The organism is Variovorax beijingensis (assembly GCF_007828835.1).
Taxonomy (GTDB): Bacteria; Pseudomonadota; Gammaproteobacteria; order Burkholderiales; family Burkholderiaceae_C; genus Variovorax; species Variovorax beijingensis_A.
In genome coordinates this window covers 186,646-211,909 of the sequence record NZ_VIVL01000007.1, presented here as the reverse complement: position 1 = coordinate 211,909, position 25,264 = coordinate 186,646, and the positions used below count along the sequence as shown (strand labels likewise).

The 25,264-nt window shown below is 67.6% G+C and carries 27 protein-coding genes and 1 tRNA gene; 12 read left to right on the top strand and 16 right to left on the bottom strand.

Annotated elements, in window-relative coordinates:
• Positions 1-31 precede the first annotated feature (31 nt).
• Entirely contained in the window at positions 32-1,552 is a 1,521-nt protein-coding gene (locus FB547_RS20960) for an MFS transporter (RefSeq protein ID WP_145745600.1), read from the top strand.
• A 65-nt stretch (positions 1,553-1,617) separates the two neighbouring features.
• Entirely contained in the window at positions 1,618-1,842 is a 225-nt protein-coding gene (locus FB547_RS20955) for a SlyX family protein (RefSeq protein WP_145745598.1), read from the top strand.
• Between the two features lie 315 nt (positions 1,843-2,157).
• Here FB547_RS20955 and trhA read toward each other — a convergent pair whose 3' ends face one another.
• From trhA to cyoA, 8 genes are read right to left on the bottom strand one after another with little or no spacing between them, the layout of a single operon-like run.
• The gene (gene trhA, locus FB547_RS20950; protein ID WP_145745596.1) at positions 2,158-2,820 is read right to left on the bottom strand and encodes a PAQR family membrane homeostasis protein TrhA; all 663 of its coding nucleotides are present in this window, start codon (positions 2,818-2,820) and stop codon (positions 2,158-2,160) included.
• 1 nt (position 2,821) lies between these two features.
• On the bottom strand, positions 2,822-3,370 hold the full coding sequence (locus FB547_RS20945; protein ID WP_145745595.1) for a response regulator transcription factor: 549 nt from the start codon (positions 3,368-3,370) through the stop codon (positions 2,822-2,824).
• Positions 3,367-4,767 carry an ATP-binding protein gene (locus FB547_RS20940; RefSeq protein WP_145745593.1) on the bottom strand — a complete coding sequence of 467 codons (1,401 nt, stop codon included), beginning with the start codon at positions 4,765-4,767 and terminating at the stop codon, positions 3,367-3,369. Before FB547_RS20940 ends, FB547_RS20945 begins: the two co-directional genes overlap by 4 nt.
• Entirely contained in the window at positions 4,751-5,608 is an 858-nt protein-coding gene (locus FB547_RS20935; RefSeq protein ID WP_145745591.1) for an SURF1 family protein, read from the bottom strand. The genes FB547_RS20940 and FB547_RS20935 overlap by 17 nt, the downstream gene beginning before the upstream one ends.
• The gene (cyoD, locus tag FB547_RS20930; RefSeq protein WP_145745590.1) at positions 5,605-6,018 is read right to left on the bottom strand and encodes a cytochrome o ubiquinol oxidase subunit IV; all 414 of its coding nucleotides are present in this window, start codon (positions 6,016-6,018) and stop codon (positions 5,605-5,607) included. The genes FB547_RS20935 and cyoD overlap by 4 nt, the downstream gene beginning before the upstream one ends.
• Positions 6,015-6,680: a cytochrome o ubiquinol oxidase subunit III gene (gene cyoC / locus FB547_RS20925; RefSeq protein WP_145745588.1), complete on the bottom strand. Its 666-nt coding sequence runs from the start codon at positions 6,678-6,680 to the stop codon at positions 6,015-6,017. Before cyoC ends, cyoD begins: the two co-directional genes overlap by 4 nt.
• The gene (cyoB, locus tag FB547_RS20920; protein ID WP_145745586.1) at positions 6,673-8,685 is read right to left on the bottom strand and encodes a cytochrome o ubiquinol oxidase subunit I; all 2,013 of its coding nucleotides are present in this window, start codon (positions 8,683-8,685) and stop codon (positions 6,673-6,675) included. Before cyoB ends, cyoC begins: the two co-directional genes overlap by 8 nt.
• Positions 8,682-9,710 (bottom strand): ubiquinol oxidase subunit II, encoded by a 1,029-nt coding sequence (cyoA, locus tag FB547_RS20915; protein ID WP_145745584.1) that lies wholly within the window; start codon positions 9,708-9,710, stop codon positions 8,682-8,684. The genes cyoB and cyoA overlap by 4 nt, the downstream gene beginning before the upstream one ends.
• Positions 9,711-9,885: 175 nt before the next feature.
• On the opposite strand from cyoA, the gene FB547_RS20910 reads away from it, so the two are divergent.
• Positions 9,886-11,226 (top strand): MFS transporter, encoded by a 1,341-nt coding sequence (locus FB547_RS20910; protein WP_145745582.1) that lies wholly within the window; start codon positions 9,886-9,888, stop codon positions 11,224-11,226.
• An 83-nt stretch (positions 11,227-11,309) separates the two neighbouring features.
• Positions 11,310-11,999 (top strand): HAD family hydrolase, encoded by a 690-nt coding sequence (locus FB547_RS20905; protein WP_145745580.1) that lies wholly within the window; start codon positions 11,310-11,312, stop codon positions 11,997-11,999.
• A 6-nt stretch (positions 12,000-12,005) separates the two neighbouring features.
• On the opposite strand, the gene FB547_RS20900 is transcribed toward FB547_RS20905, so the two are convergent.
• The 5 genes from FB547_RS20900 to FB547_RS20880 form a co-directional block, all read right to left on the bottom strand.
• A complete protein-coding gene (locus tag FB547_RS20900) occupies positions 12,006-13,010 on the bottom strand; it encodes an isopenicillin N synthase family dioxygenase (protein ID WP_261380346.1) in 1,005 nt (334 codons plus the stop codon).
• A 16-nt stretch (positions 13,011-13,026) separates the two neighbouring features.
• Positions 13,027-13,770: an amino acid ABC transporter ATP-binding protein gene (locus FB547_RS20895; protein ID WP_145745576.1), complete on the bottom strand. Its 744-nt coding sequence runs from the start codon at positions 13,768-13,770 to the stop codon at positions 13,027-13,029.
• A complete protein-coding gene (locus tag FB547_RS20890; RefSeq protein ID WP_145745574.1) occupies positions 13,767-14,489 on the bottom strand; it encodes an amino acid ABC transporter permease in 723 nt (240 codons plus the stop codon). Before FB547_RS20890 ends, FB547_RS20895 begins: the two co-directional genes overlap by 4 nt.
• 13 nt (positions 14,490-14,502) lie before the next feature.
• Complete coding sequence (locus FB547_RS20885; protein WP_145745572.1) at positions 14,503-15,198, bottom strand: amino acid ABC transporter permease; 696 nt, start codon at positions 15,196-15,198, stop codon at positions 14,503-14,505.
• A gap of 90 nt (positions 15,199-15,288) precedes the next feature.
• Positions 15,289-16,116 carry an ABC transporter substrate-binding protein gene (locus tag FB547_RS20880; RefSeq protein WP_145745570.1) on the bottom strand — a complete coding sequence of 276 codons (828 nt, stop codon included), beginning with the start codon at positions 16,114-16,116 and terminating at the stop codon, positions 15,289-15,291.
• 186 nt (positions 16,117-16,302) lie between these two features.
• Between FB547_RS20880 and fabV the strand changes: the two genes are divergently transcribed.
• Genes fabV through FB547_RS20865 form a run of 3 tightly spaced genes read left to right on the top strand, consistent with a single transcriptional unit; the run spans position 16,303 to position 19,205 of the window.
• Complete coding sequence (gene fabV, locus FB547_RS20875; protein WP_145745568.1) at positions 16,303-17,499, top strand: enoyl-ACP reductase FabV; 1,197 nt, start codon at positions 16,303-16,305, stop codon at positions 17,497-17,499.
• Positions 17,500-17,525: 26 nt separating this feature from the next.
• Positions 17,526-17,948: a group II truncated hemoglobin gene (locus tag FB547_RS20870; RefSeq protein ID WP_145745565.1), complete on the top strand. Its 423-nt coding sequence runs from the start codon at positions 17,526-17,528 to the stop codon at positions 17,946-17,948.
• Between the two features lie 33 nt (positions 17,949-17,981).
• Positions 17,982-19,205 carry an NAD(P)/FAD-dependent oxidoreductase gene (locus FB547_RS20865; protein WP_145745563.1) on the top strand — a complete coding sequence of 408 codons (1,224 nt, stop codon included), beginning with the start codon at positions 17,982-17,984 and terminating at the stop codon, positions 19,203-19,205.
• 13 nt (positions 19,206-19,218) lie between these two features.
• On the opposite strand, the gene FB547_RS20860 is transcribed toward FB547_RS20865, so the two are convergent.
• Both FB547_RS20860 and radC read right to left on the bottom strand, forming a co-directional pair.
• Positions 19,219-19,875 (bottom strand): Smr/MutS family protein, encoded by a 657-nt coding sequence (locus FB547_RS20860; RefSeq protein WP_145745561.1) that lies wholly within the window; start codon positions 19,873-19,875, stop codon positions 19,219-19,221.
• Positions 19,875-20,552 (bottom strand): RadC family protein, encoded by a 678-nt coding sequence (radC, locus tag FB547_RS20855; protein ID WP_145745559.1) that lies wholly within the window; start codon positions 20,550-20,552, stop codon positions 19,875-19,877. The genes FB547_RS20860 and radC overlap by 1 nt, the downstream gene beginning before the upstream one ends.
• 109 nt (positions 20,553-20,661) lie before the next feature.
• Between radC and FB547_RS20850 the strand changes: the two genes are divergently transcribed.
• From FB547_RS20850 to FB547_RS20840, 3 genes are read left to right on the top strand one after another with little or no spacing between them, the layout of a single operon-like run.
• Positions 20,662-21,105, top strand: a complete 444-nt coding sequence (locus tag FB547_RS20850) for a peptidylprolyl isomerase (RefSeq protein ID WP_145745557.1) — start codon at positions 20,662-20,664, stop codon at positions 21,103-21,105.
• Positions 21,106-21,136: 31 nt separating this feature from the next.
• Positions 21,137-22,105: a 4-hydroxy-3-methylbut-2-enyl diphosphate reductase gene (gene ispH / locus FB547_RS20845; protein ID WP_145745555.1), complete on the top strand. Its 969-nt coding sequence runs from the start codon at positions 21,137-21,139 to the stop codon at positions 22,103-22,105.
• Positions 22,102-23,064 (top strand): threonine/serine dehydratase, encoded by a 963-nt coding sequence (locus FB547_RS20840; RefSeq protein ID WP_145745553.1) that lies wholly within the window; start codon positions 22,102-22,104, stop codon positions 23,062-23,064. Before ispH ends, FB547_RS20840 begins: the two co-directional genes overlap by 4 nt.
• 106 nt (positions 23,065-23,170) lie before the next feature.
• Here the strand turns inward: FB547_RS20840 and FB547_RS20835 are convergent, their stop codons facing one another.
• A complete protein-coding gene (locus tag FB547_RS20835) occupies positions 23,171-23,572 on the bottom strand; it encodes a VOC family protein (RefSeq protein WP_145745552.1) in 402 nt (133 codons plus the stop codon).
• Positions 23,573-23,633: 61 nt separating this feature from the next.
• On the opposite strand from FB547_RS20835, the gene serS reads away from it, so the two are divergent.
• Together serS and FB547_RS20825 are read left to right on the top strand one after the other, a co-directional pair.
• Entirely contained in the window at positions 23,634-24,965 is a 1,332-nt protein-coding gene (gene serS, locus FB547_RS20830; RefSeq protein ID WP_145745549.1) for a serine--tRNA ligase, read from the top strand.
• A 58-nt stretch (positions 24,966-25,023) separates the two neighbouring features.
• A tRNA-Ser gene (locus tag FB547_RS20825) sits at positions 25,024-25,113 on the top strand.
• The last annotated feature ends 151 nt before the right edge of the window (positions 25,114-25,264 follow it).

Below are 25,264 nucleotides of genomic sequence, written 5' to 3'. Positions count from 1 at the left end.
CCTTCGTTCTCCCTTTGCGTGAAAGCCTTCGATGTCTTCGTCTTTCCACAAGAACTGGCTGCTGGCCGCCGTCTGCCTCGCGGCGCTGGGCATGCCGCTGAGCTTCACAGGCCCGGCGGTGGTGCTGCCCGCGATCCGCGATGTGCTGGGCGGCAGCCCGGTGCAGCTCAACTGGGTGACCAACGCCTTCATGCTGAGCTTCGGCGCCACGCTGATGGCGGCGGGCGCGCTGGCCGACGCCTATGGGCGCAAGCGCGTCTTCCTGCTGGGGCTGGCGGTGGTTGCGCTCAGCAGTTCGCTGCTGACGCTCGCGCCCGGCATCGCTGTTTTCGATCTTGCACGTGCGTTGCAGGGGCTGGGGTCGGCCGCGGCCTTCGCGGCGGGCACGGCGGCACTGGCGCAGGTGTTCGACGGTGCGGCGCGCACGCGGGCGTTCAGCCTGATTGGCACTTCGTTCGGCGTGGGGCTGTCGTGTGGCGCCATCCTCTCGGGCTGGCTCGCCGAATCCTTCGGCTGGCGCTCGGTGATGCTGAGCCCCGGCGCGATCAGCCTCATCGCGCTGGGCATCGCGGCGCCGGGCATGCACGAGTCGCGCAATCCGGACGCGATGGGGCTGGACATGCCGGGCACGGTCACGTTCACCGGTGCGCTGAGCCTGCTGACGCTCGGCGTGCTGCAGGCGCCCGACAGCGGCTGGGGCAGCCCGTGGGTGATCGCCGCGCTGGCAGGCGCCGTGCTGATGGGCGCGGCCTTCATTGCCATCGAGCGGCGCGTGGCGCATCCGATGCTCGACCTGTCGCTGTTGCGCTTTCCGCGCTTCGTGGGCGTGCAGTTGCTGGCCGCAGCGCCGGCCTATGGCTTCGTGGTGCTGCTGGTGCTGCTGCCGATCCGCTTCATCGGGCTGGAGGGGCGCAGCGCGCTGGAGGCGGGCAGCTTCATGTTTGCGCTCTCGGGGCCGATCCTCGTGGTGCCGACGCTCGCGGCCTCGCTCGCGCACCGGTTCCCGGCGGGCGCGATCTCGGCCGCGGGCCTGCTGGTGTGCGCGGCGGGGCTGTTCTGGCTCAGCCGCTGCGCGCCGGGCACGCCGCTGCACGCCATCGTGTGGCCGCTGCTGCTGATCGGCGCGGGCATCGGACTGCCCTGGGGCCTGATGGACGGGCTCGCGGTGAGCGTGGTGCCGCGCGAACGCGCGGGCATGGCGTCGGGCATCTTCAACACCGTGCGGGTGGCGGGCGAGGGCATTGCACTCGCGCTGGTGGGCGCCGGGCTCACGGCACTGGTCGCATGGCAGCTCGGCCGCCTGCCGGCGCATCCCGCCGCGACATCGCAGGCGGCACAGCGGATGACGACGGGCGACTGGTCGCAGGCCCTCGCGCTGTTGCCGGGCGTGGACCGCGCGGCGCTGTTGCAGGCCTACGGCGCGGCTTTCGGCATGCTGCTGTGCGTGCTGGCCGGTGTCACGGTGCTGACGGCGATGGTGGTGTTCGCGTTCCTGCGGGGCGAGACGCACGCCGGGGCTGGGGCGGTGGCTTTGGAGTCCTCGGCCTGTTGAACGGCGGGTTAGGCGCGAAGCGCGGCGTCACAAAAAAACGGTGGATCTTCCTGTCCAATAGCGGCATGGACTATCCACCGAACGAACTCGCAGAGCGCCTGACCGAACTCGAGATCAAGTCGAGCTATGCCGAAGACCTCTTGGAGCAGCTCAACATGACGATCTACCGCCAACAGCAGCAGATCGACAGCCTGATCCTGCAGGTCGCGCAGCTCAAGCAGCAGAGCCAGAATGCGGGGCAGGACGGGGCAGCGCGCAACTTGCGCGACGAGCTGCCGCCGCATTACTGAGCGCCTTGTTTCGGGGGGCGCTCACGCCGATGGGGTACCTTGCTCCGCGAATGTCCCCCGGGGCTGCGCCCCTCCTCCTTTATTTCGCTGCGCAAGGCATCCCATCGGCGTGAGCGTTATACGGAGCGGTCGTTGATCAGCGATGCACAACGAGCGTGCCCTCGTGCACAGGGCATCGGGTGCTCCCCGCAGCGAAATCAAGGAGGAGGCCGCAGGCCGGGGGACATTCGCGGAGGGGAGTACCCGGTGGCCTGTGCACGCGCCCTGAACAACAGCGCCACGAACAAGAGCGTCGTTCAGCTCACCCCAACAAGATCAACCGTGCGAATGCCAGAGCACCGCAAAGAAGTGGCAGGTGCTGCCCGCCAGCACGAACAGGTGCCACACCGAATGGGCAAAGCGCACCTTGTTGTCGAACAGGAAGACCACCGCACCTGCGGTGTAGAACAGCCCACCGGCCACGAGCCATCCCAGGCCCGCCGGCGACATGCGCTCGTACAGCGGCACCGCCGCCATCAGCGCCATCCAGCCCATCGCCACGTAGAGCCCGGTCGACCACAGCGGATGCTGCAGCCGGTTGAACAGCTTGGCGCCCACGCCCAGCGCCGCCGCGGCGCAGATGCAGCCGAACAGCGTCCAGCCCCAGGGCCCGCGCAGCACGCCGAAGAGAAAGGGCATGTAGCTGCCCGCGATGAACAGATAGATGGCCGCGTGGTCGAGCCGGTTGAACCAGGCCTTGGCCCGGCCCATCGGCAGTGCGTGGTACAGCGTGGAGATCAAATACAGCACGATCGCCGTGCCGGCAAAGAGCGAGGCGCCGACGATGCTCGCGGCCTGGCCCTTCTGGGCAGCGCTGTAGACCAGGATCGGCAGCGAGGCAATGGCCAGCAGCAGGCCAAGGCCGTGGCTCAATGCATTGAAGATTTCTTCGAGCGTGGTCTGGGCGCGGACCGCAGAGATCGGTTTGCTGGAAGTCATGCTATTTCACCTGCTGCTTGCCAAGCTTGCGCGCCAGCGTGCGCCGGTGCATGCCGAGCCGCCGCGCGGTTTCGGAAATGTTGAAGCCGGTCTCGGCCAGCGTCTCGTGGATGCGCTCCCATTCGAGCGTCTTGATCGAGGTCGAGCGGTTGGTCAGCTCCACCTCCGTGGTGCCGGTGGCGCGGCCGAAGGCGGCCTCGATGTCGTCGGTGTTCGACGGCTTGGCCAGGTAGTGGCAGGCGCCGAGCTTGATGGCCTCGACGGCCGTGGCAATGCTGGCAAAGCCCGTGAGCACCACGATCAGCATCTTCGGGTTGTGCCGGTGCAGCATCTGCACGCAGGCCAGGCCCGAGGCCTCGCCGTTGAGCTTCAGGTCGACCACCGCATAGCCGGGCGAACGGGCCTGCAGCAGCGTCTCGACCTCCTCGGCATTGGTGGCGTGCGCGACCGCATAGCCGCGGCGCTCGAACGACTTGCCGAGCGTGCGCGCGAAGGCCGCGTCGTCCTCGACGATCAGCAGCTGGCGTTCGGCTTCGGTGGTTTCCGTCATGGCCTTGCGTTTCGATCGATGATGGTGTCGGCGGCGCCGATGGCCTGGGTCTCTTCTTCCTCGTCTTCCTCTTCGAGCACGACCGCCGCAAGCGGCAGCGTGATGACCACGATGGCGCCGCCCTCGGGCCGGTTGTGCACCGCGACGCGGCCGCCCAGGGTGCGCGCCACGTTCACCACCAGGAACAGCCCGAGCCCGCCGCCCGGGCGGCCCTTGCTCGACTGGTAGGGTTTGCCGAACTCCTTCAGGATGGCCGGCAGGAAGCCCGGGCCGGCATCGGTGACCGTGAGGGTCAGCGCGTCGGCGTCGTGCGCCACCTCGAAGCGCAGCCAGTGCGGCGAGGCTTCCAGCGCATTGTCGAGCACGTTGCAGATCATCTGCTTGAGCGCCGAGTCGGAGACCATGGGCAGGTCCTGGCCAAAGCGGTTCTCGTAGTCGAATTCCTCGACCGGACGCGTGCTGCGCCATTCCTCGACCAGTTCGTCGAGGAAGGTGCGGACGGTGGTTTCTTCCGACGATTCGCCGCGCGCTTCGCCGGCCGACAGCAGAATGCCGCTCACGATGCTCTTGCAGCGCTGGATCTGCAGTTCCATCTCGGCCACCTCGGTCAGCAGTTCGGGGTCGGAACTGAAATGCGGCAGCCGGCGCCAGTCGCCCAGGATCACGGCCAGCGTGGCAAGCGGCGTGCCCAGTTCGTGCGCGGCGCCCGAGGCCAGCAGGCCCATACGCACGATGTGCTCCTCTTCCGATGCGCGCTGGCGCAGGTCGGCCAGCCGCGCGTCGCGTGCACGCAGGTTGCGGCTGATGCGCGTGATGAACACCACCAGCAGCGCCGCGTTGAGCGCAAAGCAGACCAGCATGCCCTGCACGTAGGGACTCCAGAGCCCGCGGTCGTGGTCCAGCGGCAGCGCGAGCGGGCGCGAGAACAGCGCCAGCCCCGCAAAGCAGAGGCAGGTGACGACCACGATGGTCCAGGTCGACCAGGCCTTCAGAAGCACCGCCCCCAGGATGACCTGCAGCAGGTACAGGAAGACGAAGGGGTTGGTGGCGCCGCCGCTCAGGTAGAGCTGTGCGGTGAGCGTGGCCACGTCGACCAGCAGCGCGAGGAAGAGCTCCCCGTTGGTCACGCGGCGCGGGCTGCGCGAGCGCAGCAGGCTCACGCCGTTGAAGAGTGCGAGGCAGGTCAGCACCTGCAGCATGTGCTCCAGCGGCAGCCGGATGCCGAAGCCGTAGTGCACGACCAGGATGGTGGCGACCTGCCCCACCACCGCGAACCAGCGCAGCTCGATCAGCTGCTGCATGTTCTTGTGGCCGGTGGCGTTGTCCAGGCTTGCCACGCCCGCGCGCGGCGGATGCAATTCGCCCGCGACTGCGACGGCTTCAGTCGCGGCGGGCATCGGGGCGGGCGGTGGCGTCGGCATGGGCCGTATTTTCGCCTGTGCCGCCATCGGCCCCGCCGGCGCGCCTGCGCCCCTCGCGCCAGCCGAACCAGGCTGCGCCCAGGACCATCAGCGCAAGGCCGTACCAAGTGATCGCGTAGACGAGGTGGCTGTTCGGAAAGGCGATGACCGTGAGGCCTGCGGCCGGCCAGGCGGGGGCCGCGCCGGGCGGGGAGGGCGCGGCCTCGGCATCGACGAAGTACGGTGCCGCGTCGTGGAGGCCGCGCGCCGCGGCAATGGCCTGCACGTCGCGCGAGAACCAGCGATCGGCGGCCGGCTCGTTCCTGCGCAGGAAGCCGCCTTTGGGCTCGCTGATGCGCAGGAGGCCGGTCACGGTGGTTTCGCCCTGGGGTTCGTTGGCCGCGCGGGCGGTGCGCTCGCGCGCCTCGGGCGGCACGAAGCCGCGGTTGACCAGCACGATGCTGCCGTCGGCGGCCTGCAGCGGCGTCAGCACCCAGAAGCCGGCGCCGAGCCGGGTGCTGGCCTGCACCAGGGTTTCCTTGCCGTGGAGGAAGCGGCCGGCGATGCGCACGCGGCGGTATTCGTCGTCGGCCGCGTTGACCTGCGGCCAGCGCTCGCGTCCGGGCGCTTCGGAGGCCGGGGCATGCACGCGCTGCTCGACGCGGGCAATGAGATCGAGCTTCCAGGCCCTGCGCTCGACCTGCCAGGTGCCGAGCGCGAAGAAGCCCGCAAAGGCCAGGGCCGCGCAGACCGCCAGAGCCACCCGGGCCGCCGCGCCGCGCGGGCGGCCGGCCGGTGTGGCGTCGTGGGTGCTGGGCTCTGGCGGCGGGGGCGTCAAGGCATGTTCTTCATGTCGTGCACCGACATGGGCATCATGTTGGCGTTCATGTGGTACATGACCCAGAGCGATCCGGCCAGCGTGATGACGACGAGCACGATCGTGAAGATCAGCGCCAGCATGTTCCAGCCGCTCTCGGACTTGGCGTCCATGTGCAGGAAGTAGATCATGTGGACCACGATCTGCACCGCGGCAAAGCCCAGGATCACGAGCGAGGTGGTGCCCGGCTTGCCGAGCACGTTGCCCATGACGAGCCAGAACGGAATCGCGGTCAGGATCACGGCCAGCGCGAAGCCGGTCATGTAGCCCTTGAAGGTGCTGTGGCTGACGGGGCCGTCGTCGTGATGGTCGTCGTGCGCATCGTGTGCGCCATGGCCGTGCGCTGCGGTTTCGGTGTGGGCGGTGCTCATGCCATCGATCCCATCAGATAAACAAAGGTGAAGACGCCGATCCACACCACGTCCAGGAAGTGCCAGAACATCGACAGGCACATCAGGCGGCGGCGGTTCGCGGCGCTGAAGCCGTGCTTGGGCAGCTGGATCATCAGCACGATGAGCCAGACGATGCCGAAGGTCACGTGCAGCCCGTGGGTGCCCACCAGCGCGAAGAACGACGACAGGAAGGCGCTGCGCTGCGGGCCCGCGCCTTCGTGGATCAGGTGCGCGAATTCGTAGAGCTCCAGGCCGATGAAGCCCGCGCCCAGCAGGCCCGTGATGGCCAGCCAGGCCAGCGTGCCGCCCATGCGCTTTTTCTGCATTTCGAGCACGGCGAAGCCATAGGTGATGGACGACAGCAGCAGCAGCGAGGTGTTGACCGCCACCAGCGGCAGGTCGAACAGATCGGCGCCCGAAGGGCCGGCCGCGTAGCTTCGGCCCAGCACGCCATACACCGCGAACAGGCAGGCGAAGACGAGGCAGTCGCTCATCAGGTAGAGCCAGAAGCCGAGCAGCGTGCCGTTTTCCGGGTGGTGGTCGTTGCCGACGTGGAACAGCTCGAACACGGGCGGCTTGCCCGTGGCGTCGCTGTGGGCGTGGCCGGCCGCGGGGGAGTGGAGGGCGGTGGTATCAGACATGGGCTGCTGCCAGGAGGCGGGTGCGTTCGTCCTCGGTGCGAACGACCTCTTCCGCGGGGATGTGGTAGTCGCGCTTGTAGTTGAAGGTGTGGATGATCACGGCCGCCAGCATGGCGAAGAAAGCCACGCCCGCCACCAGCCACATCTGCCAGATCAGCGCGAAGCCGCAGGTTCCGGCCAGCGCCGCGATGATGAAGCCGGCGGCCGTGTTCTTGGGCATGTGGATGGGCGTGAAGCCGTCGACCGGGCGGGTGTAGCCGCGGCGCTTCATGTCGGTCCAGGCGTCGTTGTCGTGGATGCGCGGCGTGAACGCGAAGTTGTAGGCCGGCGGGGGCGACGAGGTCGACCATTCGAGCGTGCGGCCGTTCCACGGGTCGCCCGTGGTGTCGCGCAGCGAATCGCGGCGGATGTAGCTCACCACCAGCTGGATCAGGAACGAGGCGATGCCCAGCGCGATCAGCACCGCGCCGAAGGCCGCCACCTGGAACCAGATCTGCAGCGACATGTCCTGGAAGTGGCTCATGCGGCGCGTGACGCCCATCAGGCCAAGCACATACAGCGGCATGAACGCGAACCAGAAGCCCACGATCCAGAACCAGAACGAGCACTTGCCCCAGAACGGATCGAGCTTGTAGCCGAAGGCCTTCGGGAACCAGTAGGTGATGCCCGCCAGCATGCCGAACAGCACGCCGCCGATGATCACGTTGTGGAAGTGGGCGATCAGGAACAGGCTGTTGTGCAGCACGAAGTCGGCCGGGGGCACCGCGAGCAGCACGCCCGTCATGCCGCCGATCACGAAGGTGATCATGAAGCCGATGGTCCACATCATGGGCAGCTCGAAGCGGATGCGGCCGCGGTACATGGTGAAGAGCCAGTTGAAGATCTTCGCGCCCGTGGGGATCGAGATGATCATCGTCGTGATGCCGAAGAACGAGTTCACGCTGGCGCCCGAGCCCATGGTGAAGAAGTGGTGCAGCCACACGAGGTACGACAGGATCGTGATCACCACCGTGGCGTAGACCATCGAGGCGTAGCCGAACAGGCGCTTGCCGCTGAAGGTGGAGACCACTTCCGAGAAGATGCCGAAGGCCGGCAGGATCAGGATGTAGACCTCGGGGTGGCCCCAGATCCAGATCAGGTTCACGTACATCATGGCGTTGCCGCCGAGGTCGTTCGTGAAGAAGTTGGTGCCGACGTAGCGGTCGAGCGACAGCAGCGCGAGCACGGCCGTGAGCACCGGGAAGGCGGCCACGATCAGCACGTTGGTGCACAGGGCCGTCCAGGTGAACACCGGCATCTTCATCATCGTCATGCCGGGCGCGCGCATCTTCACGATGGTGGCCAGCAGGTTGACGCCGGACAACAGGGTGCCGACCCCCGCGATCTGCAATGACCAGATGTAGTAGTCCACCCCCACGTCGGGGCTGAAGAGAATGCCCGACAGCGGCGGGTAGGCGAGCCAGCCGGTCTTGGCGAATTCGCCGACGAACAGCGACGCCATCACGAGGCCGGCGCCGAAGGTGGTCATCCAGAAGCTGAAGTTGTTCAGGAACGGGAAGGCCACGTCGCGTGCGCCGATCTGCAGCGGCACCACGAAGTTCATGAGGCCCGTGACCAGCGGCATCGCCACGAAGAAGATCATGATCACGCCGTGGGCGGTGAAGATCTGGTCGTAGTGGTGCGGCGGCAGGAAGCCGGCGTTGTCGCCGAAGGCGATGGCCTGCTGGGCCCGCATCATGATGGCGTCGGAGAAGCCGCGCAGCAGCATCACCAGGCCGAGGATGATGTACATGATGCCGATCTTCTTGTGGTCGATGCTGGTGATCCAGTCGCGCCACAGCACGCCCCAGACCTTGTAGTAGGTGATGGCGCCCAGCAGTGCGAGGCCGCCGAGGGCGACCGCGATGAAGGTGGCGAGCAGGATCGGCTCGTGGAAGGGAATCGCCTCCCAGGTGAGGCGGCCGAAGATGAGCTTCGTCAGGTCAAGGTTCTCGAACATCGTCATTCTTCGGTGGTGCACATCGCCGTGACGTACTTGCGCGTGGGCGAATTGGTGAGGGTGTCAGCCTGCCAGGCCTTCTTGGTGGCAATGTTGAACGCGCCGGGCTTGCCCAGCCCGCCGTCCGCATCGATGGCCATCATTTCCTTCATGCACATCTTGTTGCGGTCGACGCAGAGGTTGAGGATGGCGTCGTACAGGTCGGGCGCCACCGCGGCGTAGTGCCGCACCGGCTCGCGCTCGCTCGGCGCTTCGAGCTTCTTGTACTGCTCGCGCGTGAGTTCGCCGTCCTTGCCGGCCTTGACCTTCTGCACCCACTGGTCGAAGCCGGTGTTGCTCAGGCCGTGGAACTTGAAGCGCATGCCCGAGAAGCCCGCGCCGCTGTAGTTGGCCGAGAAGCCCTCGAACTCGCCGGGCTTGTTGATGACCGCATGCAGCTTGGTCTCCATGCCCGGCATGGCATAGATCTGGCCGGCCAGCGCGGGAATGAAGAAGGAGTTCATCACCGAGGAGGCGGTGATCTTGAAGGTGATCGGCCGGTCGACCGGCGCGGCCATTTCATTCACCGTGGCAAAGCCCTGCTCGGGGTAGATGAAGAGCCATTTCCAGTCGAGCGCCACCACTTCGACCACCAGCGGCTTGGCCTCGGCGGGAACCGGGCGCTCGGCGTCGAGCCGGCTGAGCGGCCGGTACGGGTCGAGCGTGTGGGTGCTGATCCAGGTGATGGCACCCAGCGCGATGATGATCAGCAGCGGCGCGGCCCAGATCGCGAGCTCGAGCTGGGTGGAATGGTCCCAGTCGGGGCTGTAGTCGGCCTCCTTGTTCGACTGGCGATAGCGCCAGGCAAAGAAGAGGGTCAGCGCGATCACCGGAATGATGATGATCAGCATCAGCACGGTGGAGACGACGATCAGGCGTCCCTGCTGGTTGGCGATGTCGCCGGAAGGGTTCATGAGCACCGTGTTGCAGCCTGCCAGCAAGGCAAGCGGAAGCAACAGGGGCCATCGGCGAAGAGATTTGAGGGTGGGCATGCCGAAAGAAAGAAGTGCGTGGGCTGCGCAAAGACTCCACAATCTACGACCAAAGGCCTTCGCCGCCTATTGGACGTTTTGTCCTATGGCGGGAATCCTCATTCGGTGAGACGCTTGGACCCTGTTCAATGGTCTACCTTGGTCACTGCCGGTGACACCCGAATTAAAAAACGCAATGACGACGACGTCCAGCATCAGTCCGCAAGGCGCACAGCCTGTGCCGAACACGTCCGGAAACGACGCCCGGCAGGGCGACGAACATTCCCACATCGCACCCGGCGAGATCGCCGTGGGCGTGATCATCGGCCGGGCGTCGGAATATTTCGACTTCTTCGTCTACGGCATTGCCTCGGTGCTGGTGTTCCCGGCGGTGTTCTTCCCGTTCGAGGCGCGCCTCGAGGGAACCCTCTACGCCTTCGTGGTTTTTTCCTTCGCATTCCTTGCGCGGCCGTTCGGAACCGTCATTTCGATGGCCATCCAGCGGCGCTTCGGGCGGGAAGCCAAGCTGACCATCGCGCTGTTCGTGCTGGGCACCTCCACCGCGGGCATCGCCTTCCTGCCGGGCTACGCGAGCCTCGGGTTCACGTCGATCGTGCTGCTGTCGGTGTTCCGCTTCGCCCAGGGCCTTGCGCTCGGCGGCTCGTGGGACGGCCTGCCGTCGCTGCTGGCGCTCAATGCGCCGGAGAACCGCCGCGGCTGGTACGCCATGCTGGGCCAGCTGGGCGCGCCGCTCGGCTTTTTCGTGGCGAGCGCGCTGTTCGCCTACCTCTACGCCAACCTGCCGCTCAAGGACTTCCTCGACTGGGGCTGGCGCTACACCTTCTACGTGGCCTTCGCGATCAACGTGGTGGCGCTGTTCGCGCGCCTGCGGCTGGTGGCCACCGAAGAGTATTCCCGCCTGCTCGAAGAGCGCGAACTGCAGCCCACCAGCGTGGTCGAGCTGACCCGCTCGCAGGGCGCCAACCTGCTGATCGGCGCGTTCGCGGCGCTGGCCAGCTACGCGCTGTTCCACCTGATCACCGTGTTCCCGCTGTCGTGGATCACGCTGTACTCCGACCAGTCGATCACCGAGTTCCTGGTGGTGCAGATGGTCGGCGCGGTGTTCTGCGCCGGCGGCATCGTGGCCTCGGGCCTGGTCGCCGACCGCGTGGGACGGCGTTTCACGCTGGGCGGGCTGGCCGCGATGATCGCGGTGTTCAGCGGCTTTGCGCCCACGCTGCTCGACGGCGGCCGCCTCGGGCAGGACATCTTCATCCTGCTGGGCTTCGTGCTGCTGGGCCTGTCGTACGGCCAGGCGGCCGGCGCCGTGACCTCGAACTTCGAGCCCAAGTACCGCTACACCGGCGCCGCGCTCACGGCCGACCTGGCCTGGCTCATCGGCGCCGCCTTCGCGCCGCTGGTGGCGCTGGGGCTGTCGGCGAATTTCGGGCTGGCCTACGTGAGCGTCTATCTGCTGTCCGGTGCCGTCGGCACGCTGGCGGCGCTGGGGCTCAACAGGGCGCTGGTGCGCGACTGAGCGGCGGATCGCGGCCGTTTTCTACAGAAAGGGGCCGCCGGCCCCTTTTTTTGCTTTCCGCCGCGCGGGCTTAGGATCACTCCATGTTCACCGCCGCCATTTTCGACATGGACGGGCTGCTCATCGATTCGGAACGGCCCATCATGGCCGCCTGGATCGAAGCGGCCCGCACGCTCGACATCGAGCTTTCGCACGCCCAGTACCTGCAATGCGTGGGGCTGGCCATGGCCGAGTCGAAGCAGATCCTCGCGGCGCTGCTCGGCGGCGCGGCCGCCTACCAGCATGCGGCGACGCAAGTGACCGCCGCGCTGCAGCTGCAGCGCGCCGAGGGCGACGCCCGGCCGCTCTTTCCCATCAAGCCCGGCGCGGCCGAGTTGCTCGCTGCCTTGCGCGGGCGCGGCACACGCTGCGCGGTCGCCTCGTCGTCCGCGCGCGGCCAGATCGCGGCCTGCCTCGGCAGCCTCGACGTGCTCCATCACTTCGAGGCCTTCGCGGGCGGCGACGAGGTGGCGCGCGCCAAGCCCGACCCGGCGCTCTACCTGCTCGCGGCCGAGCGCCTGGGCGTGGACCCGGCGCACTGCGTGGCCTTCGAGGACAGCGAGAACGGTGCCAAGGCCGCGCTGGCGGCGGGCCTTCGGGTCGTGATCGTGCCGGACCTCAAGCACCCGCCCGCTGCGATCGTCGAGCGGGCATTCCATGTGCTCGACTCGCTGCACGAGGCCATCGCACACGTGCCGCGCTGGTTTCCCATGCCTCTGGAGAAGCTCGCGTAGCCGGGGTCAGAGCACCTCGTCGCGCAGCTGCGGAAACACCTTCGACACCTTGGCGAGCAGGTAGTCGCCATAGCGGCCGTTGAAGGCGTGCACGTTGGCGCGGTCCCAGCGCTCGGCGCTGTCGTCGCGCGCCTCGGCACCTGCAAGGCCTTCGATGCGCTGCACGCGCGCCTCGAAGTTCGGATCGAAGAACAGCGGAAACGAGAGCCGGTCGCGGCCCGAGGTGTTGCGCTTCACGCGGTGCGGCGTCGACCTGTAGAGCCCGCCGGTCATGCGGTCGAGCATGTCGCCGATGTTGCAGACGAAGGAGCCCGGAATCGGCGGCGCATCGATCCAGCCGCCGGGCGTGTGCACGGCGAGGCCGCCCACGTCGTCCTGGTGCAGGATCGTGAGCAGGCCGTAGTCGGTGTGCTCGCCAACGCCCCACTGCACGTCGAGGCCCTCGGGCACGGGCTGCGAAGGGTAGTTGAAGAGGCGGAACAGGATCAGCGGGTCGGCCGTGTAGCGCTCGGCGAAGTACGCCGCCGGCAGGCCCAGGCTCAGCGCGATGCCCTCCATCAGCCGGTGGCCCAGTTGCGCGACGGCCGCCATGTAGGCGAGGATGGTTTCGCGCAAACCCGGCACGTCGGGGAACAGGTTGGGCCCGTGCACCGGTGTCTTCGCCTGTACCAGCGGATGCGAATCGGGCAGCTCGGTGCCGAGGTAGAGGCCTTCCTTCCAGTCGGGCCGGCCCGAGGTCAGCTCGCCGCCGAGCGGGAAGTAGCCGCGCCATGCGCGCCCGCCCAGGGCCATGCGCCACTGCATCTTGGTTTCTTCGGGCAGCGCGAAGAACCGGTGGCTCAGCTCCTCGAGCCGCTGCACCAGCGCCGCATCGACACCGTGGCCCGTGGCATAGAAGAAGCCATGCGCGCGGCAGGCGGCGCCGATCTGCGCGGCCACGCCTTCGCGGCCAGCAGCGCCGGCCACGAGCGGGGCGACGTCGATCACGGGAAGCGTCTGTGTGTCGGTCATGGGCGTGAAAAGCATCTCATGCGCCGCGCGCGAAGGGCGAGCGGATGTCCGAAAGAAACTGCTGCGCGCGCGGGTGCTGCGGCCGGTTGAAGAAGTCGTCGGGTGTCGCGCGTTCGAGCACCTTGCCCTCGTCCATGAAGAGCACGCGGTCGGCCACCTCGCGCGCAAAGCCCATCTCGTGCGTCACGCAGACCATGGTCATGCCGTCGCGCGTGAGATCGCGCATCACGAGCAGCACCTCGCCCACCATCTCGGGGTCGAGCGCGCTGGTGGGTTCGTCGAACAGCATCAGCGGCGGCTGCATGGCGAGGGCGCGCGCGATGGCCACGCGCTGCTGCTGGCCGCCCGAGAGCTCGCTCGGCCATGCGTTCGCCTTGCCGGCCAGGCCCACGCGCTGCAGCAGGGCCATGGCGCGCTCGTTGGCCTCCTTGCGCGACAGTCCGCGCAGCTGCATCGGCGCCATCGTGCAGTTCTGCAGCACCGTGAGATGCGGAAACAGGTTGAACTGCTGGAACACGAAGCCGATGCGCGAGCGGAAGGCATTCACGTCGGTGCCCGGCGCATGGATGTCCTGGCCGTCGATGAGGATGCGGCCCGACTGGATCGGCTCCAGCCGGTTGAAGGTGCGGATCAGCGTCGACTTGCCCGAGCCCGAAGGTCCGCACACCACGACCACTTCGCCCTTGCGGATGGTCTCGCTGATGTCGACCAGGGCGTGGTAGTTGCCGTACCACTTGTTGACGTCTTGCAGTTCGATCATGCGGATACCTTGGGAGCCGAGACGGAGCTGGCGGTGGCCATGCCGCGCCGCGCGAGCCGGCCTTCGAGCCAGTAGGCGAAGCGCGAGAGGCCGAAGCACAGGATGAAATAGGTCAGGCCCAGGATCAGGTAGATCTGCGCGGGCTTGGTGAACACCTGCGTGTTGATCTGCGTGGCGATGAACGAGACCTCGGCCAGCCCGATGATGTAGCCCAGCGAGGTCTCCTTGATGGTCGAGACGAACTGGTTCACCAGCGAAGGCAGCATGCTGCGCAAAGCCTGCGGCAGCACCACCAGGCGCATCGCGCGGCCGTAGTCCAGGCCCAGCGCACGGGCGGTCTCCATCTGGCCGCGCGGCAGGCCCTGGATGCCGGCGCGCACGATCTCGGCCAGGTAGGCCGCATCGAACACCACGAGCGCGATCAGCATGGTGGTGAACTGGTTGGTTTTCACGCCCGTGACGCTGGGCAGGAAGAAGTAGGCCCAGAAGATCACCATCAACAGCGGCAGGCCGCGCACCACGAACACCAGCGCCGTGACCGGCCATCGCACGCAGCGCCACGGGCTCACGCGCGCCAGGCCGAGCACGATGCCCAATGGCAGCGCGAGCACCAGGCCGCAGGAGGCGAGCAGCAGCGTGAGCACCAGCCCGCCGAGCGGCCCGTTCGGGTACTGCCCGATGAGGAAGTAGACCCAGTAGTCGTGGATGATTTCCAGCATCTGGTCGATGGCCCTAGATGGTTCTTACCGGAAAGCGGTGGTGGTACCAGGTGGCCAACCCCGTGATCGCGAGTGATACGGTCAGGTACGCCGCGCTCGCGAACGCGAACGACTCGAAGCTGCGGAAGGTCGCGCTCTCGACCTGCCCGGCCTGGTACATCAGCTCGGCCACGCCGATCACGGTGGCAATCGAGGTGTTCTTCCAGAGGCTCAGCGTCTGCGAGATCAGCGGCGGCACTGTCACGCGCAGCGCCTGTGGCAGCACCACGCGGCGCATGGTGCCCAGGAAGCCGAAGCCCAGCGCGCGTCCCGCCTCGAACTGCACCGCGGGTATCGCGCGGATGCCGCTGCGGATGTCCTCGGCCATGAAGGCGGCCGTGTAGAGCGACAGCGCGACGATGGCGCTGTAGGCCTCGATGTGTCCCGCATAGAGCCACTGCTTGATGCCCTCGGGCAGCAGCTCGGGCGCGCCGAAGTACCAGAAGAGCATGTGCGCGAGCAGCGGGATGTTGCGGATGCTCTCCACGTACGCAAAGCCGAGCCAGCGCAGCGGCGCGAGCGGCGAAAGGCGCAAGAGCGCCACCACCAGCGCGATCGGCAGCGCCAGCACGAGCGAGGCCGCGAGCAGCTGCAGCGACAGCCACAGGCCCGCGACCAGCATGTCGTGGTACATGCCGGTCAAGAGCAGCGAATAGTCGAACAGGGGCATGGGGGGCGACAGTATCACCGCCGTGGACTGTTCAGAAGCTGCGAGCCCCCATCCCGGCCTTCCCCCGGAAGGGGAAGGAGAAATGCCATGTCAGTCGATCTTGTCGCTTTCCAGCTTGAAGTCGCGCGTCTGGAAGCCCGAGGCGGTGTTCGGCCCGTACCACTTGATGAAGATCTTCTGCGCTTCGCCCGACTTCTCGAGTTCGCGCAGCGTCTCGTCCACCACGGCCTTGAGTGCGCTCTCGCCCTTCTTGATGCCGATGGCCAGCGCCTCGGTGCTCAGGTTCTGCTTGAGCACCACGTATTGGGCCTTCTGCGGACCGAGCTTGGCGTAGCTGCGCAGCAGCGCGGCCTCGTCGTCCACGTAGCCCACGCCCTTGCCCTGCTGCAGCGCCTGGAAGGCCTGCTGGCTGGTGTCGAAGGTCACGACCTCGGCGGTGGGCACGGCCTTGCGGATGTTGGGTTCCTGCGTGCCGCCGCGGATGGTCAGCACCTTCTTGCCGGCAAGCTGCGGCACCTCGGTGATGCCGCTGTCCTTCTTCACGATGGCCTTCTGGCCGGTGACGAAGGTGGTCAGCGAGAAGTCGATCTGCGCCTCGCGCTCCTTGTTGTGCGTGAGGCCGGCCGCCACCAGGTCGACGTGGCCCTGCTGCAGCTCGGGAATGCGCGCGGCCACGGCAATCTGCTTGAGCACCGGCTTCACGCCGATCTTCTTGGCGATGGCGTTTACCAGGTCGACTTCGTAGCCGACGATCTGCCGCGTCTTCGGATCGATGAAGGTCGCGGGCTCGTCGGTGCCGAGCACGCCGACCACGAGTTCACCCTTCTTCTTGATGTCTGCGAGCTGGTCCGCATGGGCAGCGATGCCCGTCAGCAGGGTGGAGGCGGCGAGGGCCGCGGCAAGCAGGGTGTGGCGCATGGTTGTTCTCACTCCGGATGAAAAGACGAAAGGCTGGACCCTATCAACAAAACCCGCGATTATTAAATCCTCAATCGACATATGCATATGGCCTTGCCGGATCGGCCCTGGCACGGCCTGGGTTAAATTCGCGGCGCGAAATCCTGCCCCCCAGCCCCCGCGGCACCCATCTTCAGCGAGCTTTTCATGATCATCAAACCGCGCGTGCGTGGCTTCATCTGCGTCACGACCCATCCTGCGGGCTGCGAGGCCAACGTCAGGCAGCAGATCGGCTACGTCGAGGCCAAGGGAAGGATCGCGGGCGGGCCGAAGCGGGTGCTGGTCATCGGCGCCTCGACCGGCTACGGCCTGGCCGCGCGCATCACGGCGGCCTTCGGCTGCGGCGCCGGCACGCTCGGCGTCTTCTTCGAGCGGCCCGGCAGCGAGAGCAAGCCCGGCTCGCCCGGCTGGTACAACTCGGCCGCCTTCCACCGCGCAGCCGCGCAAGAGGGCCTCTACGCCAGGAGCATCAACGGCGACGGCTTCTCGGACGACGTGAAGCAGAAGGCCATCGATGCGATCCGCGAAGACCTGGGCCAGGTCGACCTCGTCGTCTACAGCCTGGCCGCGCCGCGGCGCACCCATCCGAAGACCGGCGAAGTCTTTAATTCGACGCTCAAGCCCGTCGGCAAGGCCGTGAGCCTGCGCGGCCTCGACACCGACAACGAAGCCGTCAAGGACACCGTGCTCGAGCCCGCCACGCAGAAAGAGATCGACGACACCGTGGCCGTGATGGGCGGCGAAGACTGGCAGATGTGGATCGACGCACTGCAGGCCGCGGGCGTGCTGGCCGATGGCGCGAAGACCACGGCCTTCACCTACCTGGGCGAGCGGATCACGCACGACATCTACTGGAACGGCTCCATCGGCGCCGCCAAGAAGGACCTCGACCAGAAGGTGCTCGGCATCCGCGCCGGGCTGGCCGCCAAGGGCGGCGATGCGCGTGTCTCGGTGCTGAAGGCGGTCGTCACGCAGGCGAGCTCGGCGATTCCGGTGATGCCGCTGTACCTGTCGCTGCTGTTCAAGGTGATGAAGGCCGAGGGCACGCACGAGGGCTGCATCGAGCAGGTCCACGGGCTTTTTGCCGACAGCCTCTACGGCAGCGCGCCGCACCTCGACGGGGAGGGCCGGCTGCGCGCGGACTACAAGGAACTGTCCCCGCAAGTGCAGGCGCGCGTGATGGCGCTCTGGCCGCAGGTCACGAGCGAGAACGTCCACGAGCTCACCGATCTCGCGGGCTACAAGGCGGAGTTCCTGCGCCTTTTCGGCTTCGGCATCGAAGGCGTGGACTACGAGGCCGACGTGAATCCCGACGTGGGAATTCCGAACCTCGTGCAGGCCTGACAGGCGCACAGAGGGATACTCCCGGCATGCAGATTCACGAAAAGCCTCCCGCCGACACTCCCTTCGAATGGATCGGCGGCGAACCCAGGGTGCAGGCGCTGGTCGATCGCTTCTACGACCTGATGGAGCTCGAGCCGGCCTATGCGCAGCTGCGCGCGGTGCACGGCACCAGCCTCGACAACGCGCGCCAGCGCCTGTTCTGGTTCCTGTGCGGCTGGCTCGGCGGACCGCAGCACTACACCGACCGCTTCGGCCATCCGATGCTGCGCGCACGGCATCTGCCGCAAAGCATCGGCGGCCACAGTATCGGCATCAAGGAGCGCGACCAGTGGCTGGCCTGCATGGACCAGGCCATGGGCGAGACCGGCGTGCCCGAGGGGTTGCGCGCGCGGCTGCGCGATTCGTTCTTCCAGACCGCAGACTGGATGCGCAATCGTGGCGAGCCATAGAACAAACAACGATTCCGAAAGCGACTCTTTTCAATGAATCCCATCGTCATCATCGGCGGCGGCCACGCCGCGGCCCAGCTTTGCGCGGGCCTGGCCGAAGCCGGGCAGGGCGCACGCGTGCACCTGGTCTGCGAGGAGGCCTGCGAGCCGTACCACCGGCCGCCGCTGTCGAAGGCCTTTCTCAAGAGCGCCGAGGAAACCACGCAGCCGCACAAGGCCGCCGGCTGGTACCGCGAAGCGGGCATCACGCTGCACCTGGGCGATGCGGCCGTGGCCATCGACCGCGAGGCGCACACCGTCACCCTGCGTTCGGGCGCGGTCCTGCCGTGGGAGCGGCTGGTGCTGGCCACCGGCACGCGCGCGCGCCAGATGCCCGACCTGAAACCGGGGCTCGAGAACGTCGCGAGCCTGCGCGCCGCCGACGAAGCGCATCGCCTGCGTTCGCGCCTGGCCGCTGCGCAGCAGGTCACGGTGCTGGGCGGCGGCTTCATCGGCCTCGAGGTGGCGGCCACGGCCAAGGCGCTCGGCAAGGGCGTGCAGGTGATCGAGAGCGCGCCGCGGCTGCTGGGCCGTGCCGTGTCGCCGGAACTCTCGGCCCACGTGCTCGCGACGCATCGCGCGGCGGGCATCGACATCGTGCTCGGCGCACGCACCGGTGCCTTCGAGGTCGAGGGCGAGCGGCTGCTGTCGATCCAGGTCAACGGCGTGAAGCAGCCGGTGGACCTGCTGCTGCTGGGCATTGGCGCCGTGCCAGAGACCGCATTGGCGCAGGCCGCGGGCATCGAATGCGCCGACGGCATCGTGGTCGACGGCCACATGCAGACCAGCGCGGCCGATGTGCTCGCGGTGGGCGATTGCACGCGCTTTCCCGATCGCCGCGCGGGCCGCGCGCTGCGGCTCGAATCGGTGCAGAACGCGAACGACCAGGCGCGCACGGCCGTGGCCACGCTGACCGGCGCGCCGCGCCCGCACGACGTGGTGCCGTGGTTCTGGTCCGACCAGGGCAGCATGCGCCTGCAGATGGTCGGCCTGATGCCGGCCGAGGGCACGCCGGGCCTCACCAGCGTGCGCCGCGCCGGCCCCAAGCCCGATGCGTTCTCGCTGTTCCACTATGTCGACGGGCAGCTGGCGTGCGTCGAATCGGTCAACGCGCCGGTCGATCACATGATGAGCCGCAAGCTGCTCGAAGCGGGGCGCAGCCCCGATGCGGCGGCGGTGGCGGATGCCTCGGTTCCGCTGAAGAACCACCTGACCTAGCGGCCTGCCGCAGTCAGCGCCGAGCCGGTGCCAGCAGAACCACCAGCGCGCCGGCCCCGCCTTCGGCCGGCTTGGCTTGCACGAAGGCGATCACCTCGTTCTTCTGGATCAGCCAGCGCTGCGTCTTGGTCTTGAGCACGGGCTGCTTGCCGGGCGAGCCCAGGCCCTTGCCGTGCACCACGCGCACGCAGCGCAGCCCCTGCTTGTAGGCGTTGCGGATGAAGCCGCCGAGTGCCTCGCGCGCCTCGTCGCTGCGCAGGCCGTGCAGGTCGACCTGCGCCTGGATGCTCCAATCGCCCTTGCGCAGACGCGCCGTCACATCGGTGCCGATGCCGGGGCGGCGAAAGCTCATGGCGTCGTCGACGTCGAGCAGGGTCGTCACGTCGAACTCGTCGGAAAGCGACTCGCGCAATACGCGCTGCTCGTCGAGCTGGTGCTGCACCGGAATGGGCGCCGGCGGCTCGGGCGCAAGCGGCACCACGGCCTTGCGGCGCAGCGGCTCGGTCGCACCGATGGCGCGCGCGAACAGGTCCTTTTCGGCGGCGCGCTTGCGCTCGGCCGCGGCCTTGGCGGCTGCGGCCGCCGCTTCACGCTCGCGGGTCTCGGCCAGCGTACGCTGCACCTTTTTCAGGTCGGCCAGGTTCTTGATGGGCGGGGTGCGGGAGGCCATCAGAGCAGCCCTTTCTCGGCCATCGAATAGCTCTGGCCGGCGCTGACGATCACATGGTCGAGCACGCGCACGTCGATCAGCGAGAGCGCGGCCCTGAGCGTCTGGGTGAGCGACTCGTCGGCGCGCGAGGGCTCGATGCTGCCGCTGGGATGGTTGTGCGACAGCACCACGGCCGCGGCCTGGTGGTGCAGCGCACGCGTGACCACTTCGCGCGGGTAGACGCTGGTCTGGGTGAGCGTTCCGCGGAACAGCTCCTCGAGCACGATCAGCCGGTGCTGCGCATCGAGAAACAGCACCGCGAACACCTCGTAGGGTCGCGATCCGATGTGCAGCTGCAGGTACTGCTTGACCGTGCCGGGCGAGTCGAACACCGTACGCTCCTTCAGGCGCTCGGCCATGGCGCGGCGCGCCAGTTCGAGCACCGCGATGAGCTCGGCGCGCTTGGCGTCGCCGCCCATGCCCTTGATCACCTTCAGGTCCTCGGCGCCGGTCTGCAGCAGGCCCGAAAGGCCGCCGAAGTGGTCGAGCAGCTCCTGCGCGAGCTGGAGCACGTTCTTTCCCGCCACGCCGGTGCGCAGCAGCAGCGCCAGCAGCTCGGCGTCGGCCAGCGCGGCGGCGCCCCGCGCGATGAGCTTTTCGCGCGGGCGGGCGTGGGCGGGGAGATCCTTGAATGCCATCGAAAACCTGGGTGAAACCTTGAAAGAGCGGGCGGAAGCCCCGGCTCCTTAAAATGCAGTCCAGTTTATCGGGACACCCACCTTGTCTTTGCCTACCTCCGCTGCACCCATGTCCCACGTTGTGACTTCCGGCTCGTTCCTGACCCTGCATTACCGGCTGGCCGGTCCGGCGGGCGACATCATCAACACTTTCGCCGACAAGCCCGCGACCCTGTCGCTGGGTACCGGCGAGCTCTCGCCCGCCATGGAGCAGCGGCTCATGGGCCTGGAAGAGGGCACACACGCCATCTTCGAGCTGCCCGCCGGAGAGGCCTTCGGCGAGCGCAATCCCGAGATGCAGCAATGGGTGGCCCGCAAGCTGCTCGCGCAGATGGGCGATCCCGACGAGCAATACGCGGTCGGCGACGTGGTGCAGTTCCCCACGCCCGACGGCGCGGGCAGCTACGCGGGCGCGGTGGTCGAATCGAACGAGACCGCGGTGCGCTTCGACTTCAACCATCCGCTGGCCGGACAGCCCGTGACCTTCGAGGTCCGGCTGATCGGCGTTCTATGAGCGGTCCGGCGGCAAGCGCAGGATGCCTGGCATGAACACGAACATCGAGGAAGTCATCCTTGCCGAGCCGCGCGGCTTCTGCGCCGGCGTGGACCGCGCGATCGAGATCGTCGAGCGCGCCCTTGCCAAGTTCGGCGCACCGATCTACGTGCGCCACGAGATCGTGCACAACACCTACGTGGTGAACGAGCTCAAGGCCAAGGGCGCGATCTTCATCGAGGACCTGGCCGACGTGCCGCCCGGCGCCACGCTGGTGTTCAGCGCGCACGGCGTAAGCAAGGCGGTGCAGCAGGAGGCGCGCGACCGCGGCTTCGACGTCTTCGACGCCACCTGCCCGCTGGTGACCAAGGTGCATGTCGAGGTCGCCAAGCTCGCCAAGGAGGGCTACGAGTTCATCATGATCGGCCACAAGGGGCACCCCGAGGTCGAAGGCACCATGGGCCAGCTCGCGAGCGGCATCCACCTGGTGGAAGACGTGGAAGACGTGGCGAAGGTGGCGCCCGCGCAGACCGAGAAGCTCGCCGTGGTCACGCAGACCACGCTCAGCGTGGACGACGCGGCCGAGATCGCGGCGGCGGTGCGCACCCGCTTTCCGAAGGTGCGCGAGCCCAAGCAGCAGGACATCTGCTATGCCACGCAGAACCGCCAGGACGCGGTCAAGATCCTGAGCCCGCAGGTCGACCTGGTGATCGTGGTCGGCAGCCCCACCAGCTCCAACAGCAACCGGCTGCGCGAACTGGCGCAGCGCCTGGGCACCGAAAGCTACATGGTCGATTCGGCCGACGAACTCAAGCCCGAGTGGTTCGAGGGCAAGGGCCGGGTCGGCCTCACGGCCGGCGCCTCCGCCCCCGAAGTGCTGGTGCGTGAGGTGATCGAGCGCGTGAGGGCGCTCGGCGCGGTGTCGGTCCGCAAGATGGACGGTATCGAGGAAACCATCAAGTTTCCGCTCCCCAAGGGCCTCAAGCTCGACGACATTCCCCCTCCTGGACACATCTCTTGAACAACGAAAACACCCACTGGCGCTCTGAAACGGAGAGCGCCTCCCGCAGGCTGCGCGAACGCGCCGGCGGCTTCCTGCGCCAGACCCCGCTCTGGAAGCTGCCGTCCGCGGCCTTCGGCCTGGCGGTGCCGGGCGTGGAGGTGTGGCTCAAGCTCGAGCACATGCAGGTGAGCGGCAGCTTCAAGGCCCGCGGCATGATGAACCGCCTGCTGGCCAACGACATTCCCGGAAGCGGCGTGATCGTGGCCTCGGGCGGCAACGCGGGCATTGCCACCGCGGCGGCGGCCAAGGCGCTGGGCGTGCGCTGCCAGGTGTTCCTGCCCGGCGTCTCGCCCGAAGCCAAGCGCGCCCGCCTGAGGGCGCTCGGCGCCGAGGTGGTCGTGGTCGGCGAGCTCTATCCCGACGCGCTGGCAGCCTGCCTCGCGCGCCAGAAGGAATCCGGCGCCTTGCTCACGCACGCCTACGACCAGCCCGAAGTCGTGGCCGGCGCGGGCACCCTCGGCCAGGAGATCGAGGCGCAGGGCGGCCTGCCCGATTCCGTGCTCGTGAGCGTGGGCGGCGGCGGCCTCATCGGCGGCCTGGCCGGCTGGTTCGAAAAGCGCGCCCGCGTGGTGGCGCTCGAGCCCGAAAAGGCGCCCACGCTGTACCGCGCCCGCCAGGCCGGCGAGCCGGTCGATGTCGAGGTGGGCGGCATTGCCGCCGATTCGCTCGGCGCGCGCCGCATCGGCGCCATTTCCTGGGACATCACCCGGCAATACGTGCAGGACGCGCTGCTGCTATCCGACGAATCCATCCGCGCCGCACAGCAGTGGCTGTGGAAGGAAATGAAGCTCGCCGTCGAGCCGGCCGCCGCGCTGCCGCTGGCGGCGCTGCAGACCGGCGCCTATGTGCCGCGCGAAGGCGAGAAGGTCTGCCTGATCGTCTGCGGCGCGAACGTCGATCCGGCCACCGTGGCCTGAGGGCGGGGCGGCCGCCGCCGGGCCGCCCCAAGGCGAGCCGCGCCTCCCCCTCGGGGGGTGGCGAATTACACGCAGCGCAGCGAAGTGAAAAGCCGGGGGGCTCTATTCATTTCTCGCAATTGACCATCCACGGCACGCCGAACTTGTCCTTCAGCATGCCGAAGCCCGCGGCCCAGAACTGCGGGCCGAACGGCATCGTGACCTCGCCGCCTTCGGCCAGTGCGTCGAAGAGCTTCTTTCCCTCGTCCACGCTGTTGCCCTGAACCGATAGCGAAAAGCCCTTGTGCCCCTCGAAGGGCATGCCGGGCGGCATGTCGGAAGCCATCAGCTGGTGGCCGCGGGCTTCCAGCGTGGCGTGCATGATCTTGTCCTTGTAGGCGGCCGGCGTTTCGGCCCCCATCGGGCTTTCGCCAAAGCTCATGCTGAAGACAACCTTGCCGCCCAGCGCCTTGGCATAGAAGGCCAGCGCCTCGGCCGCGTTGCCGTTGAATGTCAGATAGGCTTGCATCGCTCATTCCCTTCGGTTGAAGTTGCGGGAGGGCGATGCTACGCCCACCTAAAATCCCCCCATGCTTGACATCACTCTGCTCCGCAAAGACCTGGCCTCCGCTGTGGCCGGCCTCGAAAAACGCAAGAAGAACCAGCCGTACCTCGACGTGTCGGCGTTCACCGCGCTCGAGGCCGAGCGCAAGACGCTGCAAACCCGCACCGAGGAAATCCAGGCCCGGCGCAACACGCTGAACAAGCAGATCGGCCCGCTCAAGGCCAAGGGCGAATCGGTCGATGCGCTGATGGCCGAAGTCAATGCGCTCAAGGCCGAGCAGGAGTCGCAGTCCAGGCGCCTCGAGGAGATCCAGCCCGAGTTGCAGGCGCTGCTGCTGGCCGTGCCCAACCTGCCGCACGCCAGCGTGCCGGTCGGCGAAGACGAGACCGGCAATGTCGAGATGCGCCGCTGGAGCCCGCAGGGCGGCGCCGGGGCGGGCGCCACGCCGCTGCCCTTTGCCGCCAGGGACCACGTCGACCTGGGCGCGCCGCTGGGGCTCGACTTCGAGATGGGCGCCAAGCTCGCGGGCTCGCGCTTCACCGTCATGAAGGGGCCGATCGCCCGGCTGCACCGCGCGCTCGCGCAGTTCATGCTCGACATCCAGACCGAGAAGCACGGCTATGCCGAGTGCTACGTGCCCTACATCGTCAACGCGGCCACGCTCAGCGGCACCGGCCAGCTGCCCAAGTTCGAAGGCGACCTGTTCGCCGCCAAGAAGGGCGGCCAGGAGGGCGAGCCCGCGCCCGACCATTCAGCGCTCTACCTCATCCCCACCAGCGAAGTGCCGCTCACCAACTTCGTGCGCGACGAGGTGGTGGCCGAGGCGCAATTGCCGATCAAGCTCACGGCCCACACGCCGTGCTTCCGCTCCGAAGCCGGCAGCGCGGGCCGTGACACGCGCGGCATGATCCGCCAGCACCAGTTCGACAAGGTCGAGATGGTGCAGATCGTCCACCCCGAGAAGAGCTACGACGCGCTCGAACAGATGACCGGCCACGCCGAAGCCGTGCTGCAGGCGCTGGAACTGCCGTACCGGGTGGTGCTGCTGTGCACCGGCGACATGGGCTTTGGCGCCACCAAGACCTACGACCTGGAGGTGTGGCTGCCCGCGCAGAACACCTACCGCGAGATCAGCTCGGTCTCGAACTGCGAGGCCTTCCAGGCGCGCCGCCTGCAGGCCCGTTTCAAGAACGCGCAGGGCAAGAACGAACTCGTCCACACGCTCAACGGCTCGGGCCTGGCGGTGGGCCGCACATTGGTCGCGGTGCTGGAAAACCACCAGAACGAGGACGGCTCGATCAACGTGCCCGCGGCGCTGCGGCCTTACCTCGGCGGACTGGAACTGTTGCGCGGCTGAACGGGCGGGCTTCAAAAACCCGGTTTAGGTCTGCTATAATCGCAGGCTCGACAGCACCGGAGAGGTGGCAGAGTGGTCGAATGTACCTGACTCGAAATCAGGCGTACTAGCGATAGTACCGAGGGTTCGAATCCCTCCCTCTCCTCCAAGAATGGCCCCGCAAAGGGGCTATTTTTTTTGCCCGTTCCACGGCCCGGTCATCCGCGCCGGCGAAACCGGAGCCTTTCGTTCGCATGGCTTTCGCGTTTTTCGCGGCCGTTGCGCATGGCGCCCAGTCAAGCTTCGAAGCAGCTGTATCG

Bases quoted from the DNA above. Each gene is read 5' to 3' on its own strand.
- FB547_RS20895 (WP_145745576.1), bottom strand. From the start codon at position 13,770: ATGATCGAACTGCAAGACGTCAACAAGTGGTACGGCAACTACCACGCC.
- cyoB (WP_145745586.1), bottom strand. From the start codon at position 8,685: ATGACGATGTTCGAGAACCTTGACCTGACGAAGCTCATCTTCGGCCGC.
- FB547_RS20945 (WP_145745595.1), bottom strand. From the start codon at position 3,370: ATGACGGAAACCACCGAAGCCGAACGCCAGCTGCTGATCGTCGAGGAC.
- radC (WP_145745559.1), bottom strand. From the start codon at position 20,552: ATGGCATTCAAGGATCTCCCCGCCCACGCCCGCCCGCGCGAAAAGCTC.
- FB547_RS20865 (WP_145745563.1), top strand. From the start codon at position 17,982: ATGAATCCCATCGTCATCATCGGCGGCGGCCACGCCGCGGCCCAGCTT.
- FB547_RS20955 (WP_145745598.1), top strand. From the start codon at position 1,618: ATGGACTATCCACCGAACGAACTCGCAGAGCGCCTGACCGAACTCGAG.
- cyoC (WP_145745588.1), bottom strand. From the start codon at position 6,680: ATGTCTGATACCACCGCCCTCCACTCCCCCGCGGCCGGCCACGCCCAC.
- FB547_RS20860 (WP_145745561.1), bottom strand. From the start codon at position 19,875: ATGGCCTCCCGCACCCCGCCCATCAAGAACCTGGCCGACCTGAAAAAG.
- FB547_RS20835 (WP_145745552.1), bottom strand. From the start codon at position 23,572: ATGCAAGCCTATCTGACATTCAACGGCAACGCGGCCGAGGCGCTGGCC.
- FB547_RS20885 (WP_145745572.1), bottom strand. From the start codon at position 15,198: ATGCCCCTGTTCGACTATTCGCTGCTCTTGACCGGCATGTACCACGAC.
- serS (WP_145745549.1), top strand. From the start codon at position 23,634: ATGCTTGACATCACTCTGCTCCGCAAAGACCTGGCCTCCGCTGTGGCC.
- FB547_RS20940 (WP_145745593.1), bottom strand. From the start codon at position 4,767: ATGCCCGCCGCGACTGAAGCCGTCGCAGTCGCGGGCGAATTGCATCCG.
- FB547_RS20890 (WP_145745574.1), bottom strand. From the start codon at position 14,489: ATGCTGGAAATCATCCACGACTACTGGGTCTACTTCCTCATCGGGCAG.
- FB547_RS20850 (WP_145745557.1), top strand. From the start codon at position 20,662: ATGTCCCACGTTGTGACTTCCGGCTCGTTCCTGACCCTGCATTACCGG.
- cyoD (WP_145745590.1), bottom strand. From the start codon at position 6,018: ATGAGCACCGCCCACACCGAAACCGCAGCGCACGGCCATGGCGCACAC.
- FB547_RS20870 (WP_145745565.1), top strand. From the start codon at position 17,526: ATGCAGATTCACGAAAAGCCTCCCGCCGACACTCCCTTCGAATGGATC.
- FB547_RS20905 (WP_145745580.1), top strand. From the start codon at position 11,310: ATGTTCACCGCCGCCATTTTCGACATGGACGGGCTGCTCATCGATTCG.
- FB547_RS20910 (WP_145745582.1), top strand. From the start codon at position 9,886: ATGACGACGACGTCCAGCATCAGTCCGCAAGGCGCACAGCCTGTGCCG.
- ispH (WP_145745555.1), top strand. From the start codon at position 21,137: ATGAACACGAACATCGAGGAAGTCATCCTTGCCGAGCCGCGCGGCTTC.
- trhA (WP_145745596.1), bottom strand. From the start codon at position 2,820: ATGACTTCCAGCAAACCGATCTCTGCGGTCCGCGCCCAGACCACGCTC.
- FB547_RS20960 (WP_145745600.1), top strand. From the start codon at position 32: ATGTCTTCGTCTTTCCACAAGAACTGGCTGCTGGCCGCCGTCTGCCTC.
- cyoA (WP_145745584.1), bottom strand. From the start codon at position 9,710: ATGCCCACCCTCAAATCTCTTCGCCGATGGCCCCTGTTGCTTCCGCTT.
- FB547_RS20900 (WP_261380346.1), bottom strand. From the start codon at position 13,010: ATGACCGACACACAGACGCTTCCCGTGATCGACGTCGCCCCGCTCGTG.
- fabV (WP_145745568.1), top strand. From the start codon at position 16,303: ATGATCATCAAACCGCGCGTGCGTGGCTTCATCTGCGTCACGACCCAT.
- FB547_RS20880 (WP_145745570.1), bottom strand. From the start codon at position 16,116: ATGCGCCACACCCTGCTTGCCGCGGCCCTCGCCGCCTCCACCCTGCTG.